Source organism: Streptomyces sp. DSM 120436, from assembly GCF_055778765.1.
The window spans coordinates 1,003,197-1,023,721 of the sequence record NZ_JBSKBS010000002.1; the positions used below are offsets into that span (position 1 = coordinate 1,003,197).

At 73.7% G+C, this 20,525-nt stretch carries 19 protein-coding genes, 2 pseudogenes and 1 riboswitch; of the genes and pseudogenes, 6 read left to right on the plus strand and 15 right to left on the minus strand.

Going from position 1 to position 20,525, the window contains the following annotated elements; genetic code table 11:
• The first annotated feature begins 1 nt into the window (after position 1).
• Together ACWH4W_RS26520 and ACWH4W_RS26525 are read left to right on the plus strand one after the other, a co-directional pair.
• Complete coding sequence (locus tag ACWH4W_RS26520) at positions 2–1,348, plus strand: MFS transporter (RefSeq protein ID WP_473078362.1); 1,347 nt, start codon at positions 2–4, stop codon at positions 1,346–1,348.
• A gap of 279 nt (positions 1,349–1,627) precedes the next feature.
• Positions 1,628–2,002, plus strand: a complete 375-nt coding sequence (locus ACWH4W_RS26525) for an RNA polymerase-binding protein RbpA (RefSeq protein ID WP_003977404.1) — start codon at positions 1,628–1,630, stop codon at positions 2,000–2,002.
• A gap of 103 nt (positions 2,003–2,105) precedes the next feature.
• On the opposite strand, the gene fxsA is transcribed toward ACWH4W_RS26525, so the two are convergent.
• From fxsA to ACWH4W_RS26545, 4 genes are all read right to left on the minus strand, one after another.
• Positions 2,106–2,687 (minus strand): FxsA family membrane protein, encoded by a 582-nt coding sequence (fxsA, locus tag ACWH4W_RS26530; RefSeq protein ID WP_473078363.1) that lies wholly within the window; start codon positions 2,685–2,687, stop codon positions 2,106–2,108.
• A gap of 69 nt (positions 2,688–2,756) precedes the next feature.
• Positions 2,757–3,641 (minus strand): polyprenol monophosphomannose synthase, encoded by an 885-nt coding sequence (locus ACWH4W_RS26535; RefSeq protein WP_473078364.1) that lies wholly within the window; start codon positions 3,639–3,641, stop codon positions 2,757–2,759.
• 541 nt (positions 3,642–4,182) lie between these two features.
• A complete protein-coding gene (locus ACWH4W_RS26540; RefSeq protein WP_473078365.1) occupies positions 4,183–5,787 on the minus strand; it encodes an amidohydrolase in 1,605 nt (534 codons plus the stop codon).
• Between the two features lie 347 nt (positions 5,788–6,134).
• A complete protein-coding gene (locus ACWH4W_RS26545; protein WP_048458120.1) occupies positions 6,135–6,575 on the minus strand; it encodes an Lrp/AsnC family transcriptional regulator in 441 nt (146 codons plus the stop codon).
• Between the two features lie 214 nt (positions 6,576–6,789).
• Here ACWH4W_RS26545 and ACWH4W_RS26550 point away from each other — a divergent pair, with 214 nt between their 5' ends.
• Complete coding sequence (locus ACWH4W_RS26550; protein ID WP_473078366.1) at positions 6,790–7,224, plus strand: hypothetical protein; 435 nt, start codon at positions 6,790–6,792, stop codon at positions 7,222–7,224.
• Positions 7,225–7,581: 357 nt separating this feature from the next.
• Here the strand turns inward: ACWH4W_RS26550 and ACWH4W_RS26555 are convergent, their stop codons facing one another.
• On the minus strand, positions 7,582–8,754 hold the full coding sequence (locus tag ACWH4W_RS26555; protein WP_473078367.1) for an acyl-CoA dehydrogenase family protein: 1,173 nt from the start codon (positions 8,752–8,754) through the stop codon (positions 7,582–7,584).
• A gap of 413 nt (positions 8,755–9,167) precedes the next feature.
• Between ACWH4W_RS26555 and ACWH4W_RS26560 the strand changes: the two are divergent.
• Positions 9,168–9,344: pseudogene (locus ACWH4W_RS26560) on the plus strand (chitinase); the annotation flags it as partial.
• A 368-nt stretch (positions 9,345–9,712) separates the two neighbouring features.
• Here the strand turns inward: ACWH4W_RS26560 and ACWH4W_RS26565 are convergent.
• Positions 9,713–9,853 (minus strand): SCO1431 family membrane protein, encoded by a 141-nt coding sequence (locus tag ACWH4W_RS26565; protein ID WP_473078368.1) that lies wholly within the window; start codon positions 9,851–9,853, stop codon positions 9,713–9,715.
• A gap of 141 nt (positions 9,854–9,994) precedes the next feature.
• Entirely contained in the window at positions 9,995–11,368 is a 1,374-nt protein-coding gene (locus ACWH4W_RS26570; RefSeq protein WP_473078369.1) for a peptidase C39 family protein, read from the minus strand.
• A gap of 291 nt (positions 11,369–11,659) precedes the next feature.
• Between ACWH4W_RS26570 and ACWH4W_RS26575 the strand changes: the two genes are divergently transcribed.
• Complete coding sequence (locus ACWH4W_RS26575; protein WP_473078370.1) at positions 11,660–12,268, plus strand: hypothetical protein; 609 nt, start codon at positions 11,660–11,662, stop codon at positions 12,266–12,268.
• Between the two features lie 450 nt (positions 12,269–12,718).
• Positions 12,719–14,587, plus strand: a complete 1,869-nt coding sequence (locus tag ACWH4W_RS26580) for an AAA family ATPase (RefSeq protein WP_473079268.1) — start codon at positions 12,719–12,721, stop codon at positions 14,585–14,587.
• Positions 14,588–14,624: 37 nt separating this feature from the next.
• Here ACWH4W_RS26580 and ACWH4W_RS26585 read toward each other — a convergent pair.
• From ACWH4W_RS26585 to ACWH4W_RS26620, 8 genes and pseudogenes are all read right to left on the minus strand, one after another.
• Positions 14,625–15,104 (minus strand): annotated as a pseudogene (locus ACWH4W_RS26585) (CBS domain-containing protein); the annotation flags it as partial.
• 33 nt (positions 15,105–15,137) lie between these two features.
• Positions 15,138–15,599, minus strand: coding sequence for a PH domain-containing protein (locus ACWH4W_RS26590; protein ID WP_473078371.1), 462 nt, complete (start codon positions 15,597–15,599; stop codon positions 15,138–15,140).
• A 20-nt stretch (positions 15,600–15,619) separates the two neighbouring features.
• Complete coding sequence (gene hisG / locus ACWH4W_RS26595) at positions 15,620–16,504, minus strand: ATP phosphoribosyltransferase (protein ID WP_473078372.1); 885 nt, start codon at positions 16,502–16,504, stop codon at positions 15,620–15,622.
• A 47-nt stretch (positions 16,505–16,551) separates the two neighbouring features.
• On the minus strand, positions 16,552–16,824 hold the full coding sequence (locus tag ACWH4W_RS26600) for a phosphoribosyl-ATP diphosphatase (RefSeq protein ID WP_004990764.1): 273 nt from the start codon (positions 16,822–16,824) through the stop codon (positions 16,552–16,554).
• 34 nt (positions 16,825–16,858) lie between these two features.
• Entirely contained in the window at positions 16,859–17,344 is a 486-nt protein-coding gene (ribH, locus tag ACWH4W_RS26605) for a 6,7-dimethyl-8-ribityllumazine synthase (protein WP_106415166.1), read from the minus strand.
• Positions 17,345–17,363: 19 nt separating this feature from the next.
• The gene (locus ACWH4W_RS26610) at positions 17,364–18,734 is read right to left on the minus strand and encodes a bifunctional 3,4-dihydroxy-2-butanone-4-phosphate synthase/GTP cyclohydrolase II (protein ID WP_473078373.1); all 1,371 of its coding nucleotides are present in this window, start codon (positions 18,732–18,734) and stop codon (positions 17,364–17,366) included.
• Positions 18,731–19,372, minus strand: coding sequence for a nicotinamide mononucleotide transporter family protein (locus tag ACWH4W_RS26615; RefSeq protein WP_473078374.1), 642 nt, complete (start codon positions 19,370–19,372; stop codon positions 18,731–18,733). Before ACWH4W_RS26615 ends, ACWH4W_RS26610 begins: the two co-directional genes overlap by 4 nt.
• Positions 19,369–19,983 (minus strand): riboflavin synthase, encoded by a 615-nt coding sequence (locus tag ACWH4W_RS26620; protein WP_473078375.1) that lies wholly within the window; start codon positions 19,981–19,983, stop codon positions 19,369–19,371. The genes ACWH4W_RS26615 and ACWH4W_RS26620 overlap by 4 nt, the downstream gene beginning before the upstream one ends.
• Positions 19,984–20,127: 144 nt before the next feature.
• A riboswitch (FMN riboswitch) is annotated at positions 20,128–20,258 on the minus strand.
• Positions 20,259–20,525: the final 267 nt, after the last annotated feature.

The window sequence follows — 20,525 nt, forward strand, 5'->3', positions numbered from 1 at the left end:
GGTGGACACCGACACCGTGCGGTCACCGGCGGCGGACGACAGCGCCGGGCGGCGACGCGAGCAGCGCGGCTGGTACTTCTACGACTGGGCCTGCTCCGTCTACTCCACGAGCGTCGTCACCGTGTTCCTCGGCCCCTACCTGACCTCGGTCGCCGAGGCGGCGGCGGACGCGGACGGGTTCGTGCACCCCCTGGGCATACCCGTGCGGGCGGGCTCCTTCTTCGCGTACGCGGTGTCCCTGTCGGTGATCGTGGCGGTGCTGGTGATGCCGCTGGTGGGGGCCGCGGCCGACCGCACCGGGCGCAAGAAGCCGCTGCTCGCCGCGGCCGCCTACACCGGTGCCGCGGCGACCGCCGGGATGTTCTTCCTCGACGGCGACCGCTATCTGCTGGGCGGTCTGCTGCTGGTGGTGGCGAACGCCGCGCAGTCGGTCGCGATGATGCTCTACAACTCCTACCTGCCGCAGATCGCGCCGCCGGAGGAGCGGGACGCCGTCTCCTCGCGCGGCTGGGCCTTCGGCTACGCGGCCGGCGCGCTGGTGCTCGTGGCGAACCTCGTCCTCTACACGGGGCACGACGGCTTCGGGGTGTCCGAGGGCATGGCGGTGCGCATCTGCCTGGCGTCGGCCGGGCTGTGGTGGGGCGCGTTCGCCGTGATCCCGCTGCGCCGGCTGCGGGACCGCCGTGCCCCCGCCCGGGAGGCGGCCCTGCCCGGGTTCCGGCAGCTCGCGGCGACGATCCGCGACATGCGCCGGCACCCGCTGACCCTCGCCTTCCTGCTGGCGTACCTGGTCTACAACGACGGCATCCAGACGGTGATCTCCCAGGCCTCGGTGTACGGCTCGAAGGAGCTGGGGCTCGGGCAGTCGACGCTGATCGTGGCCGTGCTGCTGGTCCAGGTGCTGGCGGTGGCGGGCGCGCTGCTGCTGGGCGTGCTCGCCCGGCGGTACGGGGCGAAGCGCACCATCCTCGGTTCGCTGGTCGCCTGGACGCTGACGCTGGCCGCCGGGTACTTCCTGCCGGCCGGCGCGCCCGGGTGGTTCTTCGTGCTGGCCGCCGGGATCGGTCTGGTCCTCGGCGGCAGCCAGGCCCTGTCGCGCTCCCTCTTCTCCCATCTGGTCCCGCCGGGCAAGGAGGCCGAGTACTTCTCGGCGTACGAGATCAGCGACCGGGGGCTGAGCTGGCTCGGGCCGCTGCTGTTCGGTCTGACGTACCAGCTCACGGGCAGCTACCGGGACGCGATCATCTCCCTGGTGGGCTTCTTCGTGCTGGGGTTCGTCCTGCTCGCGCGGGTACCCGTACGGCGGGCGATCGCCGACGCGGGCAACCCGGTGCCCCAGCGGATTTAGCGCTCGGCGCAAAAGGGCGGTAGTGTACGCGTTTGGCCTGCCAGGCGTACCGTTACTGCGCGTCAAAGATGCCGAACCGCTGTGTCACATCTGTGACCGGGTGTGACAAACCGGGCGTCGGTGGGTACTGCACTGGTTGACAAAGGCTGCGGCCACGACGGTGACACATGACCCGGAACGGGACTCCGAACGGGAATCTTTACCGCCGACCGGACGTTGACCGGATGACGACGACAGCGACACCTGTCCTGTGGGCGACAAGCCCGGGAGGCACGATTCATGAGTGAGCGAGCTCTTCGCGGCACGCGCCTCGTGGTGACCAGCTACGAGACGGACCGCGGCATCGACCTGGCCCCGCGCCAGGCCGTGGAGTACGCATGCGAGAAGGGGCACCGCTTCGAGATGCCCTTCTCGGTCGAGGCGGAGATCCCGCCGGAGTGGGAGTGCAAGGTCTGCGGTGCCCAGGCACTCCTGGTGGACGGTGACGGCCCGGAGGAGAAGAAGGCCAAGCCGGCGCGTACGCATTGGGACATGCTGATGGAGCGGCGCACCCGAGAGGAGCTCGAAGAGGTCCTCGAGGAGCGTCTCGCCGTTCTGCGGTCCGGTGCGATGAACATCGCGGTGCATCCGCGGGACAGCCGCAAGTCGGCCTGATCCCGGCGGGAGCCCGCCCGGACGCACAGCGACAGGACCGAGGGCGCCGTACGTGTACGGCGCCCTCGGTCCTGTCCGCGTGCCCGGCCGCGGCCGGGCGTCCTTACTTCGTCAGCGGGGGCCGCGGGGCGTCCTCGGGGGCGCCTCCGGGCTCGTCCCGGATGACCTCGCCCTGGACCACCCTGCCGTCCGGGCGGTGCACACGGGCCCGGGTGAAGGCGTCCCCCAGCGGACTCTGCGCGGCGGCCTCGCGGAGCTTGCGCTCGAAGGCGCGCTCCGCGTAGCGGCTCACGGCCTTCTGGACCGGCGGCACCAGCAGGAGCAGGCCGAGCGCGTCGGAGATCAGGCCGGGGAGGACGATCAGCAGGCCGCCCAGCATCGTCAGCCCGTTGCCCTCGCTGTTGGGCCGGGGCCCAGGGGGCACGGGGGCGCCGGTCTGCTGCTGTTGCACGGTCTCGGCGAGGTTCTTGAAGGCACGGCGGCCCGCCCGCTTGATCACGTACGAGCCCAGGACGATGCCGGCCACCAGGATCAGGAACACCACCAGGCCGCTCGACGCCCCGGCGACCAGGGTCAGCAGCCAGATCTCCAGCACGAGCCATGCGGCGACGCTCAACGGCAGCAGTGTGCGCAGCCGGGAGCGCCGGGGCCGGGCGGAGTACGGGCTCTGAGCACCAGTCGTCATACCCCCAGTGTGCCTGGGCCGGGCTCAGCACGGGATAAGCGGGGCCCGCCCCGCCGTCCTGCGGCCCTCCTACGACTCGGAGCGCTCGGCGCCCGGCGTCGTCTCCTTGACCGGAGGGGCCGGGGTGGCCGGGGCGGCCTTGCCGGCCCGGGGCTGGCGGGGCTTGTCGTCGTCGCGTCCGAGGGCCTTGCCGACCCTCTCCCCCACGCCCCAGGCGGTGACCCGCCACAGTGCCTCGACGAGGATGTCCCGGCTCATCTTGGAGTCGCCGAGCTCGCGCTCCACGAAGGTGATGGGCACCTCGACGACGTGGTAGCCGGCCTTCACCGCGCGCCGGGCGAGGTCGACCTGGAAGCAGTACCCCTGGGAGGCGACATCCTCGAGGCCGAGGCCTTCCAGCGTCTCGCGGCGGAACGCGCGGAACCCGCCGGTGATGTCGCGCAGCGGCAGGTCGAGCGCCATGCGCGAGTAGAGGCTGCCGCCGCGCGAGATGAACTCCCGCGACTTCGGCCAGTTGACCACCCGGCCGCCGGGCACCCAGCGCGAGCCGAGCACCAGATCGGCGCCCTTGAGGGCGGTGAGCAGCCGGGGCAGTTCCTCGGGCTGGTGGGAGCCGTCGGCGTCCATCTCGATCAGGACGCCGTAGCCGTGCTCCAGGCCCCAGCGGAAGCCCGCGAGGTAGGCGGCGCCGAGGCCTTCCTTGCCCATGCGGTGCAGCACCTGGACGTGGTCGTCGCCGGCGGCCAGTTCGTCGGCGAGCTTGCCGGTGCCGTCGGGGCTGTTGTCGTCGGCCACGAGGACGTGCGCCTCGGGAGCGGCCTTGCGCACGCGTCCGACGATCGCCTTGATGTTCTCCGCCTCGTTGTACGTGGGGATGATCACCAGAGCCGTACCGAGCGGGCCGAATCTCCGCCCCTGGGATCCTGCCGCGAGGGTCCCGTCGCCGTCGTTCACTGCTGCCCCTTCATGTCCTGTGCGCAGGATCCCACCTTAGTCGGCACGGCCCTCGGTGATGTGGCAGGACGTACATGTGGTGGCGTCTTTCCCGAAGATCGGGTAGGCGCGTCTTCCCCTTGCCGGATACGCGCGGACGGACAGCGGATGGGGGCCCGGCGCCCTTCGGGCCGGCCCGGGACCCGCCGGCTGCGGATCGACCTGGAGCCGTTGTCTACTGAGCGCCAGGGCCCCACCCGGGGTCGCACCTCCCCGGCCGGCGGGAGCGTCCCTCGGTCCCGTGCCGCGCTGAGCCTGGCTCCCAGTGGCGGTGCCCGGTACGGCACACCGTCCCTGACCCAGCGGCGCCGGCCCGAGTGGCCGGACGTTCTCCGGTCGGGCGTCCGGTGGTGGACCCGCCGAACCTACCGGCCCCCCGCGGCCGCCTGTCAACAGCCCTCCCACCTGCGCGATGCGGGTCACGTGCCTGGTCGGAGGCGAGGACGCGCAGGTCGCGCGACGGCGGCGGGGCGCGTGATCGTCACCGCGCCGCCCGTGCGGATCACTCCCCCGGTCGTACGAAGACCGTGCGGCCGCCGACCACCGTGCGGAGGCAGACGGGCAGGTCACGGCCGGGGGTGAGGTCGGGCAGGCCGGGGGTGCCGGACCTCGGGTCGGTGGACCAGCGGGCCACCCGGTCGTCGGGCGCCTGGACGACGAGTTCGCCGGTGCGCCAGACGGCGTAGTCGGCGGGGGCGCCGGGCGCCAGGACGCCCGCGTCGTCCCGTCCGGTCGCCCGCCAGCCGCCGCGGGTGTGCGCGGTGAAGGCGGCGCGGACGGAGACGCGGTGCTCGGGGGTGTGGTGGAAGGCCGCCGCCCGGACGGTGCCCCACGGGTCGAGCGGGGTGACCGGGCTGTCGGAGCCGAAGGCGAGCGGGACGCCGGCCCGCAGCAGGGCGGCGAACGGGTTGAGCGTGCGGGCGCGCTCGGCGCCGAGGCGCTGGGCGTACATGCCGTCCTCGCCGCCCCACAGGGCGTCGAAGGCGGGCTGGACGGAGGCGGTGAGACCGAGCTCGGCGAAGGCGGCGATCGTCTCCGGCGTGACCATCTCGGCGTGCTCGACGCGGTGCCGGGCGGCGCGCACCCGGGCGAGGCCGAGCTTCTCGGCCGCCGCGCGGACGCCGTCGACGACGGTGGTGACCGCGGCGTCGCCGATGGCGTGGAAGCCCGCCTGGAGGCCCGCCTCGGTGCAGGCGGCCACATGGGCGGCGACCGCGCCGGCGTCGAGGTGCGCGGTGCCGGTGTGGGCGGCGTCGGCGTACGGCTCGTGCAGGCAGGCGGTGTGCGAGCCGAGGGCGCCGTCGGCGAAGAGGTCGCCCGCCGCGCCGAGCGCGCCCAGCTCGCGGGCCTTGGCGACGTCCTGCTCGGCCCAGTAGCCGACGACGCGGGGGCCCGGCTCCTCGCGGGCGAGGCGCAGCAGGCCGGTGAAGTCGTCCTCGGAGGAGATCTCGGGGCCGCCGCACTCGTGCACCGTGCCGATGCCGAGGGACGCCGCGTGGGCGAGGGCGGCGCGCTGGGCGGCGGCGCGCTGGGCGGGGGTGACGGCGCCCAGCGCGGCGGCGCGCACCGCGTGGTGGTCGTCCCCGGTGAGCGGCCGGTCCTCGCGGGTCACGCCGTCCGCCACGAGGTCGAGCAGCGCGGTGGAGACGACGGCGGAGTGCACGTCGATGCGGCTCAGGTAGAGGGGGCGTCCGCCGGTGGCCTCGTCGAGCTCCGCGCGCGTCGGGGGCCGGCCGCCGGGCCAGCGGGAGGCGTCCCAGCCGTGCCCGAGGAGCACCCGGTCGTCCGGGCGGCCGGCGGCGAACTCCCGCACCCGGGCGAGGGCGTCCTCCAGGGAGACGGCGTCGGACAGGTCCAGGCCGGTGAGGGCGAGGCCGGTGGCGGTGGTGTGGACGTGCGCGTCGGTGAACGCCGGGGTGACCAGTGCCCCGTCGAGGTCGATCACCTCGTCGACACCGTCCGCGAAGGCGTCGGCGGCGCCCTCGGAGCCCACCCAGGCGACCTGCCCGCGCTCGACGACCATCGCCGTGGCGAAGGGGTCGGCGGGGCTGTGCACCTCCCCACGACGGAGCAGGACGGTGGGCGGCGGGGCGATACGTTCACTCATGCCCTCAGTCTCGCGCGCCGGGCGTGCGGCCCCGCACGCAGGTCCCGTTCGGGGCGGCGCTCCTCCAGCACCCCGCGGCGCCCCGAGCCCGCGGCAGGCCGCCGGCGGATCGAGCCGCTCCGCCCGGCGGCCGCACCCCGACGGCACCCCACCGTGCCCACGGCCGCGTGGGCCGGCGGCCACACGGGGCACGACGAAACCGGCCCGGCCGGCCGCCCGGACCCACGCGGCCGCCCCTGGCCGTCGCACGTTCGGGGCCGGCGCCTCCCGACGCGGTCACCGGCCTGCCGCAGGGCGCCCGTATGCCTGACCCGGCCCGGTCCGCCCGCCCGAGTCCGCCGGGCGCGTCAGACGCGGGGAGGCCGTGCCTCGTAGGGCGTCGAAAGGACCACCGTCGTACGCGTGGAGACTCCCGCCAGGGTGCGGACCCTCGCGAGGAGTTCCTCCAGCTCGTGCGGGGTGGCGACGCGGACCTTGAGGATGTAGTTCTCGTCGCCGGCGACGCTGTGGCACGCCTCGATCTCGGGGACGCCGGCCAGCCGGTCCGCGATGTCGTCGGGGGCGCTGGGGTCGAACGGTTTGACCGAGATGAAGGCGGTCATGGGCAGGCCGACCGCCTCCGGGTCGACCACCGCCGCGTAACCGCGGATGACGCCGCGCTGCTCCAGCCGCCGCACCCGCTGGTGCACGGCCGACGTGGACAGGCCCGTGGCCTTGCCCAGGTCGGTGTAGCTCATCCGCCCGTCCTTGACGAGCAGCTGCACGATCTGTCGGTCCAGCTCCTCCATGGCGCTGAACCTACAGGGCGCTTGATCGCCTCGGATACCGGAACGCCGGTGTGCGGGGGCCTCGGACGGCACCCGCGAGCGACATGTGACGAAGACCACACCCGTTGCGCCGTCTCCGTGATGTTTCCGTGATTACCCCCGAGAGGTCGAGGGAAGTGCTTGCTGTGGTCGAGGCCGCAGCGCCTGAACGGCCCAGCCCGAGGGGGAGTACCCAATGCAGAGTCTCAAGCGCCCTGGTCGTACCACGTCCAAGCGGCAGCAGCCGGTCGTCATGCCCGATCCGGAGTACGTCGAACCCGGCACCCCGGACGAGGACGCCGACCCGTACGACACCTTCGAGATGTTCCGGGTCGTGTGCCCGGACTGCTCGCAGCCCATCGCCCTTCTGGCGGACGAGGAGGTCCTGCCGGAGCACGCCCTGTGCGCCTCGCCGTGGAACCCGTTCGGGCTCACGGTCTGCCGGGGCACCGGCCGCCGGGCGTCCGAGGCCCGGCCCGCGGACGAGACCGTCACGCCCCAGGAGCAGGACACGGCCCTGCTGCTGACGCTCCCTCAGGGGCTCGACTGGCGGACCCAGCCCTTCTCGCACGTCGGCGGCCCGGGATCGCGTCCGATCCGGTTCCCGGCGATGCGGCGCGACGCCGCCTGAGCGCGGACCGGCCCAGGGGCGGCGGAGCTCCGCCACCCCCGCTCCTCGCCACCCCCGTCCCCTTTCCGCTTTCCGCTTCCGCCGCACGGGGCACGGGTGAACACACGCTCCCCTCGGACCCCCACGACCGGTCCGATCGTGCGCCGGCCGGGCATGACGCCCCCCACGCAGGCGACGACCGGGCGTCAGCGCCACGGGGTCCGTGCGGCCACCAGCCGAGACCGCCGTGACCGCCCCGCCGCCTCGGTTCCCGGACCCGCCCCCTCCACCGCGGCCTGGCGCGGACGTGGGGCGGACCGGGGCGGCACGCCCCGGAGCGGGTCCGGCTCGCCCGGCCCCGGCGCGGGTCCGGCCGGTTCAGCGCGTCTCCGACCCCGCGAGGTGGCGGGCGATGACCATGCGCTGGATCTGGTTGGTGCCCTCGACGATCTGCAGGACCTTCGCCTCGCGCATGTAGCGCTCGGCGGGGAAGTCGGCGGTGTAGCCGTAGCCGCCGAGGATCTGCACGGCGTCGGTGGTGACCCGCATCGCGGCGTCGGTGCAGTGCAGTTTGGCCATCGCGGCCTGCCGGCCGAACGGCCGCCCCGCGTCGCGGAGCCGGGCCGCCGCCAGGTACAGCGCGCGTCCCGCCTCGATCTGGGTGGCCATGTCGGCGAGCATGAAGCGCAGCCCCTGGAAGTCGGCGATCGGCCTGCCGAACTGGCGCCGTTCGGTGGCGTAGCCGACGGCTTCGTCGAGCGCCGCCTGGGCCACGCCGACGGCGCACGCGGCGATGCCCAGCCGGCCGCCGTCCAGCGCGGACAGGGCGATGGCGAAGCCCTGCCCCTCGTCGCCGATGCGGCGCGCGTCAGGGACCCGGACGCCGTCGAAGTGGACCTGGGCGGTGGGTGAGCCCTTCATGCCCATCTTCTTCTCCGGCGCGGCGGCGCTGAGCCCCTCGGCGTCCCCGGGCACCAGGAACGCGCTGATGCCGCGCGCCCCCTCACCGCCGGTGCGTGCCATGACCGTGTAGAAGTCGGCGACGCCGCCGTGGGTGATCCACGCCTTGGTGCCGTCGACGACCCAGTCGTCCCCGTCGCGGACCGCGCGGGTGCGCAGGGACGCGGCGTCGGAGCCGGAGGAGGGCTCGGAGAGGCAGTAGCCGCCGAGCAGGCCGCCGCCGAGCATCGCGGGCAGGTGTTCGGCGCGCTGCTCCTTGGTGCCGTGGGCGGCGAGCGGATAGGTGGCGAGCGTGTGCACGCTGACGCCGAGGGCGACGGTGAGGCGGACCCGGGCGAGCTCCTCGAGGACCTGGAGGTAGACCTCGTACGGCTGGTCGCCGCCGCCGTACTCGGAGTCGTAGGGCAGGCCGAGCAGGCCGGACTCGGACAGCAGGGTGAACAGCTCGCGCGGGAAGCGGCCCGCTTCCTCCTCCTCGGCGGCCCTGGGGGCGATCTCGCGCTGCGCGATGTCGCGGACGAGCGAGATCAGATCCCGGGCCTCGTCCGTGGGCAGTAGCCGGTCCACCGGCTGCGGGGCGCGGTCGGGCATGGCGTCGCTCTCCTCCCTGTTCGGGCACATCGGCGTGCGCCTGGGGTGGAGGCGTCCGCGCCGGGGTCGTGTCAGTGCCTGGCCGATGGTCGCACTCCCGGGTCTCGGAAGCTGCTGACCAGCGGCTGTGCGCTGTGAGTATGCCCGATCGGCGGCAGCGCGTCACCAGTTAACGACCGCTTACTTCCACGACACTGTACGGCGTCCCCCGGTGACCGCATTGGTCCGCACCATTGGCCAACCGGTCTAGTCCTCCTGGGGTTTTCGCCCCACCGGATCACCGCATTCGCGCCAAGCGACTCGGCTCCCCCTCCCCCGCGAGGAGACACCGGATGCCGTCCCCCCACCGCCCCCGCCCCCTGCGGGCGCTCGTGTCCGCGGCATGCGCCGCCGCGCTCGGCGCCGGACTGCCCACCGGCACGGGCGACGGCACCGCCTACGCCAAGTGCGGTGACGAGAGGTGGAGCCACGACACCCCGGAGACCGTCGCCGCCAAGACGGCCTGGAAGGACGAGCGGGGCCCGGGCGGCACCTTCCTCCGGGAGCTCAGCGGCGGCACCGCGGACGGCGAGCTGATCAAGGCCGTCCGGTGGACGGCGGAAGCCGTACGCGCGGGGGCGGGGCCCCGCGAGAGGGTCCCGCCCCCGCGTCGTCCCCGGCCGCCGCCGGCCGTCACGGCGTGCGGGCTCCGGAACCGGATACGAGGGGTCCCGTTCCTCGACGGCGCGCATCGCCCCGCCGAAGCGCGCCGTGGGACCGGTCGGCGAACAGACGGCGTCCGATGGCGATGGGCCCGGCGCGACGGGCCGACGCTCGCCGGGTGCCGCGATCCGGGGGAGGCGCCACGGGATGCCGGCTGAGGTTCGCCGTCGGTCCGGGCCCCCCGCGGGAGCGGGACGGTCCCGCAGGGATGGGGCAGGTCGGCCCGCGCCGCGGCAGGGCCGCTCGCACCGCGGGACTACAGCAGTCCCAGCTGTGTCACGAGCATCGCGAGGACCACGACGAGGGTCCAGCCCAGCACATGCTCGACGATCTTCGGACCGTCCTCGCGGGGTCCGCCGGTACGGACGCGGGTGACGGTGGCTGCGTTGGCGCTCATGACTTCTACCTGGTCTCCGTGGTGCGTGGATCCCCCCAAGCGACGTCCTCCACCTTGCCACCGGAACCGGCCGGTGCCGCCGAGAGGTTGGTCACACGCGGCGGGCCCCGGTGACGGCCGGGGACCGCCGCGCGCGCCGGCTCAGCGCACGCCCACCGCCGCGAGCGCCTTGCGCTGGCGCGGGGTCGGGCGGGCCGGGAAGTACAGGTAGCAGACGCCGCCGGTGCCGGAGGCGACCTTCCCGGAGGCGTTGTACCGCTTGGTCCTGAGCCAGATGTTCTCCCACTCGCGCCGCCGGTAGATCCGGCGCACGGCCTCGTTGTCCTCCGAGGCGGGGTCGTTGGCGATCACGTCGCCGTCGGCGGTGAAGCCGATCACGGTCATCAGGTGCCCGGCGGTGCCGTAACCCGCTCCCGTCAGCTCCTCCTCCAGGAACGACTGGGAGGTGATGGCCGGGATGCCCGCCGCGATCAGCGTCTCCAGGTCGGTGAGCGACCGCAGGCGGGTGACCACGCCCTGGAGGCCGGGGAAGGTGGCCGCGTAGGCCGCGTTGAACGGCCAGTTGCCGCACCCGGCGTACTGGTGATCGTAGGTGTGGCGGGCCGCGTGGCAGATCTGCGGGTCGGCGTAGGAGGGATCGACCCAGGAGAGCTGCTCCTCGGAGAGCCGGCCGCCCCAGTACTCGATGATCATCTGCGAGGAGGTGGGGCTGCACCAGGCCTCGCCGCCGTTGTCGTACTCCGGGTACCGGCCCTTGTGGATCTCCTGCGAGTAGCGCGGGACGATCAGTTCCCTGGCGAGGCCGGGCGTCGAGGCGGGGACGGTGAACCGGTCGGGGACGTCGGAGCCCATCACGCCGAGGCGCCACACGGTCGGGGTGAGGCGGGTACCCGGGCGGCGGTACAGGGTCAGGCGCAGCCTGCAGGAGGTCAGGCGCAGCCCCGAGGACGCGTCGTCGACGGCGAGCGTGTCCGTCCAGACGCTGCTCCTCCCGTCGCCCTGGTCGTCCACCGAGGTGCGCCGGATGTCGCCGTCGCCGGCCGCCCAGCGGCCCATCACGTACCAGGGGGTGTCCGTGCCGTCGGAGTACGCGCCCTTCAGCTCGACCTGGATCCAGGTGCCCTCGGGGGTGTGCGCGTTCCAGGAGGCGATCGCCTCGGTGGACGGGACCGCGAGGCGGTGGACGGGCGAGGTCCAGGTGGCGTACTCCCAGGCGGCCGTGCGGCCGGTGTGCGGATCGGTGTAGTCCGTGGTGCCGGCCGCCTCGGCGACCACCAGGCCGGGGCGGACGCCGGCCACGGCGCGGGCGCCGGCGGCGGTGCCGGAGCGCCAGTCGGTGTACGTGGTCCAGGCGCGGTTGTCGACGGTGCGGGCGGCGGCCCGCCCGGGCGCCGCGGGCTGGGTGGCGCCGGCGGTCGGGACGACCGCGGACGCCGTCGCCGCGCTCCCGGCGACGGTGGCGACGACCGCCGCGGTCAGCAGGGTTCTGCGGGACGGCAGTTCGGCTCTGCTCATGGGTGGGGGACCCCCAGGTGTCGGGTCGGGACAGGACCGGTGCGCGGCCGCCGGGGGGTGTGCGTCCGGCGGATGGAGCGGGTGTGGGCCCCACTATGAACGCAGCCGGGCGGATCCTGCCAGCATCCGGGCCGCGCGGCGTCCACCGACATGGGACTCGACCAGTGGCGGATCCACCGCGGACGCGCGCCCTCCCGCCCGTGACGGGCGGGGTCCCGGCCGCACGGACCACCGTGCCGTCCGGCGCCTAGAGTGCTCCCGTACGCCCTCCTCACGGCCCGGGAACCAGCCATGCACACGCTCGCCTCCCGCATCCGCCGGCTCCCTCCCTCGTGCGGCCCGGTGCGGCTCGTCGCCGTCGACGGGCACGCCGGGTCCGGGAAGTCGACCTTCGCCGGGCTGCTGGCCGCCGGGCTCGGCGGCGCCCCGGTGCTGCACCTCGACGACATCGCCCGCCACGACGAGCTGTTCGACTGGACCGCACGGCTGCGCGACGAGGTGATCGGCCCGCTCTCCCGCGGCGCGACCGCGCACTACGCCCCCTACGACTGGCGCGCCCGGCGCCCCGGACCGCCGTGCCCGCTGCCCGCCGCGCCGGTGGTGGTCGTGGAGGGCGTCGGCGCCGGACGCGAGGCGCTGCGCCCGTGTCTGGCGCTGCTGCTGTGGATGGACGTGCCGCGTGAGGAGTCCTGGGCGCGGGGGCGGGCGCGGGACGGCGAGGAGCAGCGGGCGTTCTGGGACGGCTGGGAGCGGGCGGAGCGCACGCACTTCGCCGACGACCCCTCGCGCCCCTTCGCGCACCTGCTGGTACGGCAGCGGCAGCAGGGATACGAGGTGGTTCCCGGGCCTGCCGGGACGGACGAGGCACCCTGCTCGATCACGCTCGGTGACGGACCGTAGGCGATGTGGTGATCCCGTGAAGAACGGTCCCGGACAAGTTGCCACGGTCCCCCAACTCGGCTTGACCGAGGGCCCGTACAGGTCTTACGTTCTCAATGTGCGGCCCTTCGGGAGCCGCCGGAAGACGCGAAGCCCCCGGTTGTTCCCCCGTGATCGGGGGCTTCGTTCTGCCCTTTTCACGCTTTCCGGGCGCACAGCGGCATATGACGATCACCCTGGGTGAGGATCACCTTCCGCGCGCCTCCCACGCGCCCCTCCCCCTCTCCGTCTCCCCTGCTCCGCACCCTGTGGACGCGGCGCCCCCGCAGGTACGATGCCCCTCGGTGCGACCGGCGACGACGCTTCGCGCACCTGGCAACTCCGGTCCGCGGCACGGCGGTTCGGCCACAGGACGCCGGCAGCCGAGGGCCGGCCGGCACACCGACGGGGGCACGGTCCGTGGGGGACGCGATGGACTTCGGCACGCAGGGCCCGCAGGCCCCGGCCGACCTCGCCTGGCTGCGAGGCGTGGACGCCTACACGATGGGCGCCTATCCGCAGGCGGAGGAGGAGTTCCGGACCGCCGTGCGGATCGATCCGGGGATGGCCGACGGCTGGCTCGGACTGCACGCGCTGCGCGTCGACACGACGGCCGCGCTGCTGCGCATGTTCCGCCACCGCGACCGCTTCGGCGAACAGCGCGCCCGGCACCGCCGCACCCTCAACTCCTGGTACTGGCTCGGCTGGTGGGTGCAGCCGGTCCTGGAGACCCCGCGCGACCTGCTGCTCGCCCACGCCTCGCACTGGCTGGACGGCCGGCACGTCCCCGAGCTGGACCGCGCGCTCGCCGGGCTGCCCCCGGTGGACACCGACCCGCAGGTCCGCTTCCTGCACGCCTGCCGCGCTTACCTGGTCAAGGACTGGGAGCAGCTGGTCCGGCACACCGACCCGCTCGTCGACGACCCGCTGCTGGGCATCGAGGCGGGCCTGTTCGGCGGCATGGCCCGGGTGCGGCTGGAGATGTACGGGCAGGCCGAGCCGCTGCTGTCGGCGGCGCTGATGCGGTGCCGCAGCGAGCAGCCGCAGCGCAAGGAGCTGCGCTACTGGCTGGCCCGCGCGCACGAGGGCACCGGCCGCAGCGCCGCCGCCCTCCCCCTGTACCGGGCCGTGCACCGGGTCGATCCGGCCTTCATGGACACCTCCGCCCGGCTCGCCGCGATCGCCGAGGGCGACGGCTACGACGACTCCGCCGATCTCGCCGCGATCACCCTGAGCGGCGCCGGGCAGGACACCGTCGACGGCCCCGACACCCTGGACCCGCTCTTCGGGACGGAGGGCCGCGACCTGCGGCTGCCCGCTCCCGGGCCCGCGCCCTCCCCGATGCCCCCGCCGGCCGGGCCGGGGGCGCGCGAGCGCTTCGGCGGCCCCGGCCCGGTGCTGCTCCCGGGCACGGGCCCCACCGATCCGGCGCTGCTGGAGGAGGCGCTCGCGGAGCTGGAGCGCATGGTCGGCCTGGAGCCGGTGAAGCGTCAGGTCAAGGCGCTGTCGGCGCAGTTGAACATGGCGCGGCTGCGGACCGGCCAGGGTCTCCCGGTGCAGCCGCCCAAACGGCACTTCGTCTTCTCCGGACCCTCCGGCACGGGCAAGACCACCGTCGCCCGCATCCTGGGCCGGGTCTTCTACGCCCTCGGGCTGCTCGGCGGCGACCACCTGGTGGAGGCCCAGCGGGCCGACCTGGTCGGTGAGTACCTGGGGCAGACCGCGGTGAAGGCCAACGAGCTGATCGACTCCGCGCTCGGCGGGGTGCTCTTCGTCGACGAGGCGTACTCCCTGTCGAACTCCGGGTACGGCAAGGGCGACGCGTACGGCGACGAGGCGCTGCAGGTGCTGCTGAAGCGGGCCGAGGACAACCGCGACCACCTGGTGGTGATCCTCGCCGGCTACCCGGAGGGCATGGACCGGCTGCTGACCGCGAACCCGGGGCTGTCGTCCCGGTTCACCACCCGCGTGGACTTCCCCTCCTACCGGCCGCCGGAGCTGACCAGGATCGGCGAGGTGCTGGCCGCGGAGAACGGCGACGTGTGGGACGAGGAGGCCCTGGACGAGCTGCGCTCCGTCACCGGGCACGTGGTGGACCAGGGCTGGATCGACGAGCTGGGCAACGGACGGTTCCTGCGCACCCTGTACGAGAAGAGCTGCGCCTACCGGGACCTGCGGCTGTCGGCGTACCCGGGGCCGCTGTCCCGGGAGGACCTGGCGACCCTGCGGCTGCCGGACCTGATGCAGGCGTACGGGGAGGTGCTGTCGGGGCGGGGCCCCTCGGACCCGTCGGAGCCGTGAGACCCCGACGGACGTGACGACGGGGGGCCGCCCGTCGTCAGGTGGTCATCGCCTCCTCCGGCGCCCCGCCCGCCCGCTGCGGGGTGAGCGTGACCCCGCGGTGGGCGGGGTCCCGCACCTCGCCCACGAGCATCTCCAGGACGTCCTCCAGGGCGACCAGGCCCAGCGCCTTGCCGGACGCGTCGGCCACCTGGGCCAGGTGGGTGGCCGCGCGGCGCATCACCGTCAGGGCGTCGTCCAGCGGGAGTTCGGGACGCAGGGTGGTCATCGGACGCCACAGGTGCCGCGGGACGGACCGGTCGGCGTCCTCCAGGTCCAGGACGTCCTTGACGTGCAGGTAGCCCAGGAAGGCGCCGCCCTCGGCCTCCACCGGGAAGCGTGAGTACCCGGTGCGGGCGGTCAGCTCCACGACCTGCCCCGCGGTGACCGCCGGGGTGACCGTCACCAGGGAATCACGGCGCAGCAGGACGTCCGTGACCGGGCGGGAGCCCAGCTCCAGGGCGTCCTCCAGCCGCTCCGCGGTCCGGACGCGGCGACGGGCCGGCCGGGGTCAGTCGCGGGGCGTCCCGGCCCCGGGCGCGGAGTGCGCCTCGGCGAGGGCCCGCAGGACGCGGGCGTCGGCGACGGCGCGCTGCCTGGCGATACCCGGCTGGATGCCGAGCGCGGGCAGGGTGGTGCCGTCGCTGAGGTCGAGGAACACCCAGGCGTCACCCGAGCGGAGGTTCACCTGAAGGATCTCCGCCCACTCGAGGCGGCGCCGGTGCACGATGTTGACGACCGTGACGCCCGCCTCGTCGGCGACGATCTTCGGCCGGGCCAGCAGGAACAGCACACCGGCCAGCAGCGCGGCGGTGAACACGAAGCTGATCCGCTCCCCCGGGCCGAGCCCGCTCAGGAGCAGCCCGATCAGGCTGACGACGACGAACAGCGCGACGCCCGCGGAGAGCAGCACGGCGCGGGTGCGGCCGGGCCGGAAGGTGACGGGCAGCTCGGGAAGCTCGGTGCCGGACATGACGGTTCCTCCCCGCCCGGTCAGAGACGGCAGGCGTGGATCGCCGTGGTGAGGATGGCGCGGGCCCCGATGTCGTACAGGTCGTCCATGATCCGCTGCGCGTCCTTGGAGGGCACCATCGCCCGGACGGCGACCCAGCCCTCGTTGTGCAGCGGCGAGACGGTCGGGGACTCCAGGCCGGGGGTCAGCGCGACGGCCTTCTCCAGCTGCTCGACCCGGCAGTCGTAGTCCATCATCACGTACGTGCGGGCGACCAGGACGCCCTGGAGGCGGCGCAGGAACTGCTGCACCTTGGGCTCCTCGCCGTCCGCGCCGGTGGTGGGGGTCCCCCCGGGCGAGTGCGTTCGAGCCCGGGGGAGGATGACCACGGCCTCGGAGGTCATGATCGGATCGCCGACGACCTCGAGGCCGGCGTTGCGCAGAGAGGTGCCGGTCTCCACGACGTCCGCGATGACCTGGGCGACGCCGAGCTGGATGGCGGTCTCCACGGCGCCGTCGAGGTGGACGACGGAGGCGTCGATGCCGTGTTCGGCGAGGTGCGCGGCGACGATGCCCTCGTAGGAGGTGGCGACGGTCTTGCCGGCGAGGTCGCCGGCCCCGGTGACGGTGCCGGGCTTGGCGGCGTAGCGGAAGGTGGAGCGGGCGAAACCGAGCGGGAGGATCTCCTCGGCGTCGGCCCCGGAGTCGATCAGCAGGTCACGGCCGGTGATGCCGATGTCCAGCCGGCCGGAGGCGACGTAGATCGCGATGTCGCGGGGGCGGAGGTAGAAGAACTCGACCTCGTTGACCGGGTCGACGATCCGCAGTTCCTTGGACTCCCTGCGCTGCTGGTAGCCGGCCTCATGCAGCATCTCCGCCGCAGGGCCTGACAGGGAACCCTTGTTGGGGACGGCGATGCGCAGCATGAGGTCGGCTTCCTTCGCTTGGAACGGGAGGGGAGGGGCGGGGCTTCTTACAGGTGGGCGTAGACGTCGTCGAGGGAGATGCCGCGGGCGACCATCATCACCTGGACGTGGTACAGCAGCTGCGAGATCTCCTCGGCGGCCGCCTCCTTGCCCTCGTACTCGGCGGCCATCCAGACCTCGGCGGCCTCCTCGACGACCTTCTTGCCGATGGCATGGACGCCCTTGTCCACCAGCTCGGCGGTGCGGGAGGTGGCGGGGTCCCCGTGGGCGGCCTTGTGCTGGAGCTCGGTGAAGAGCTCCTCGAACGTCTTCTTGGACATGGTGGTCCTTACCCTACGCGGTGACGGGGACTGCTCACCGCCAGGGTTCGGACACCGAGCGCAGGCAGGCGGCGGTGGCGACGGCCGCGGTGACCGCCTCGTGCCCCTTGTCCTCGCGGGAGCCGGGCAGCCCGGCGCGGTCCAGGGCCTGCTGTTCGTCGTCGCACGTGAGGACGCCGAAGCCGACGGGGACGCCGGTGTCGACGGACACCTGGGTGAGCCCCTGGGTGACGCCCTGGCACACGTAGTCGAAGTGGGGTGTGCCGCCCCGGATGACGACGCCGAGGGCGACGATCGCGTCGTAGCCCCGGCCGGCCAGCACCTTGGCGACGACGGGCAGTTCCCAGCTGCCGGGGACCCGGAGCAGGGTCGGCTCGTCGATGCCCAGGTCGTGCAGGGCGCGCAGGGCCCCGTCCACCAGTCCGTCCATCACCTTCTCGTGCCACTGTGCCGCGACGACGGCGACCCGCAGGTCACCCACATTGCGTACGGTCAGCTCCGGTGCACCCTTGCCGCTCACGTCTCTCCTCGTGGTTCTCTCACTGGTTGCCGCAGGCGGGCACGGTCGGCGTGTCCAGCCAGGGCAGGTCGTGGCCCATCCGGTCCCGCTTGGTGCGCAGGTAGCGGAGGTTGTGCTCGCTCGCGGTGACGGGCATCGGCTCGCGCCGGCGGACGCCGATGCCGTGGCGGGCGAGCGCGTCGCACTTGTCGGGGTTGTTGGTCATCAGGCGGACGCTGCGGACGCCGAGGTCGGCGAGGATCCGCGCGCCCGCGGCGTAGTCGCGGGCGTCGGCGGGCAGGCCGAGTTCGAGGTTGGCGTCGAGGGTGTCGCGGCCGCGCTCCTGCAGTTCGTAGGCGCGCAGCTTGGACATCAGGCCGATGCCGCGTCCCTCGTGGCCGCGCAGGTAGACGACGACGCCGCGGCCCTCGGCCTGGATGCGGTCCAGGGAGGCGTCGAGCTGGGGGCCGCAGTCGCAGCGCCGGGAGCCGAAGACGTCTCCGGTGAGGCACTCGGAGTGCACGCGCACGAGGACGTCCTCGCCGTCGCCGAGGTCGCCGTGCACCAGGGCGACGTGCTCGACGCCGTCGACGGTGGAGCGGAAGCCGTACGCGGTGAAGGTGCCGTGGGAGGTGGGCAGCCGCACCTCGGCCTCGCGGCGGACGGTGGGCTCGCTGCCGCGGCGGTAGGCGATCAGGTCCTCGATGGAGATGATCGACAGGCTGTGCTTGCGGGCGAAGGGGACCAGTTCGGGCAGGCGCAGCATGCGGCCGTCCTCGCCGGCGATCTCCACGATGGCGCCGGCCGGGCGCAGTCCCGCGAGGCGGGCCAGGTCGACGGCGGCCTCGGTGTGGCCGTCGCGCTCGAGCACGCCGCCGGGGCGGGCGCGCAGCGGGAAGACGTGGCCGGGGCGGACGAAGTCGTCCGGCGCGGCGGTGCCGCAGGCCAGCAGCCGGAGCGTGGTGGCCCGGTCGGAGGCGGAGATGCCGGTGGTCACCCCGTGGGCGGCGGAGCCGTCGACGGTGACGGTGAACGCGGTCCGCATCGACTCGGTGTTCTGCGCCACCATCTGCGGGATGTCCAGCCGGTCGAGCTCCTCGCCCGTCATGGGGGCGCAGATCATGCCGCGGCACTCGGTCATCATGAAGGCGACGATCTCCTCGGTCACCTTCTCGGCGGCGACGATCAGGTCGCCCTCGTTCTCCCGGTCCTCGTCGTCGACGACCACCACGGGGCGGCCGGCGGCGATGTCGGCGATCGCCTGCTCGACGGGGTCGAGCCGGAGGTCGAGGTCCTCGGTGTCGTACAGGATCGGTGGGATCGAGGGGGTGGCGCGAGGGGGGTCCCCCCAGGCCTTCCGCTCCGGGGGAGCCTCGTTCGGGGTGGTGGCGGGTGACGGGCGGGCGCTCATGCCGACGCTCCTTCCAGTGCGGGCCGCGCCTCGCGGGTGCGCAGCCACCAGTCGCGCATGCCCCACAGGACGAGTGCGCCGTAGATGACGTAGACGAAGCCGGAGAAGGCGAAGCCGTTGGCAAAGTTCAGCGGGACGCCGACGAGGTCGACGAGCAGCCAGGCGAACCAGAACTCGACCATGCCGCGGGCCTGGGCGTACATCGCGACGACCGTGCCGACGAAGATGTAGGCGTCCGGCCAGGGGTCCCAGGACAGGGACGGGTAGGCGGTGAAGAGGCTTCCGACGGCGAGGGTGCCGAGGGCGGCCCCGGCGAGCAGCACGCCCCGCTCGCGCCAGGTGGCGAACCGGACGGCGACGGAGCCGTCCTGAGCCTGCTGCCGGCCGTGCTGCCACTGCCGGAAGCCCCAGGCGGCGACGAGCATGACCACGACCTGCTTGCCGGCGCTGCCGGAGAGGTGGGCGGTGGCGAACGCGGCGAAGAGGATGAGCCCGGAGAGGAACTGGACGGGCCAGGTCCACAGGGAGCGGCGCCAGCCGAGGGCGAGGCCGATCAGGCCGATCACGTTGCCGATCATGTCCGACCACTTGATGTGCTGGCCGAACAGGGTGAAGGCCTCGGAGTTGAGCCAGTTCACCGGGAGGCCTCCTCACCGGCGACGCGGTCGCCGAGCATCCGCTCGACGTACTTGGCGATGACGTCCACCTCGAGGTTGACCGGGTCCCCGGGCTTCTTGAGGCCGAGGGTGGTCAGGGCGAGGGTGGTGGGGATGAGGCTGACGGTGAAGTGGTCGCGTCCGGCGTCGACGACGGTGAGGCTGATGCCGTCGACGGTGATGGAGCCCTTCTCCACGACGTAGCGGCTCAGGTCCGCGGGGAGGGAGATCCTGACGATCTCCCAGTGCTCGGAGGGGGTGCGCTCGAGGATCTCGCCGGTGCCGTCGACATGGCCCTGCACGATGTGGCCGCCGAGGCGGTCGCCGACGGCGGTGGGCCGCTCGAGGTTGACGCGGGAGCCGACGGTGAGGGCGCCGAGGCTGGAGCGGCCGAGGGTCTCCGCCATGACGTCGGCGGTGAACTCGTCGCCCTCGTGCTCGACGACGGTGAGGCACACCCCGTTGACGGCGATGGAGTCTCCGTGCCGGGCGCCCCGGGTGACGAGGGGGCCGCGCAGCCGGAAGCGACAGGCGTCGTCGAGGGTCTCGACGGCGGTGACCTCGCCCAGCTCTTCGACGATTCCGGTGAACACTTCCCGGGTCCTCCTGCCTCTTCGGGCACGGACTCCGGGGCTGTCGATGACGACAGGATCACGAGCGAGGACACCGGGAGCGACGCCGGACAGGGCACGCCCGAAGGGCGAACCGGTACGGCGGCGCGCACGGATGCCCGCCCGCCGCGCACTGCCTCCCATCCGGACTTTAACCGTCGGTCCAGGAATTTCACCTGGTCAACCGGCCGCTGGAGGCGACCGGGTCGCGGACTGTAACCGCCGGTTCGGACTTTCACCGACCCCGGAGTGCGCTGCTACTGGTACTGCCCCAGTCTGCCACGGCCCGGACTCGGCCACGCGAGTGAGTGGTGTGGCGTGACTCACAGGGGGCGACCGGGCGGCCACCGAGGGTCGCGCGGCGCACAACTTCCCCGGCCGCACGCCCGGTCGTCGCCGCACCGGGGATCGGTCCACCCCTCTTGACGAAATGGTCTAGTCCTTTTAGGGTCCGATCCACCTTCACCGAGAGCGGCGTCCCGCGGGACCGGGACGGCGCCGACTCCCCCTCAGGACCGGCCCGG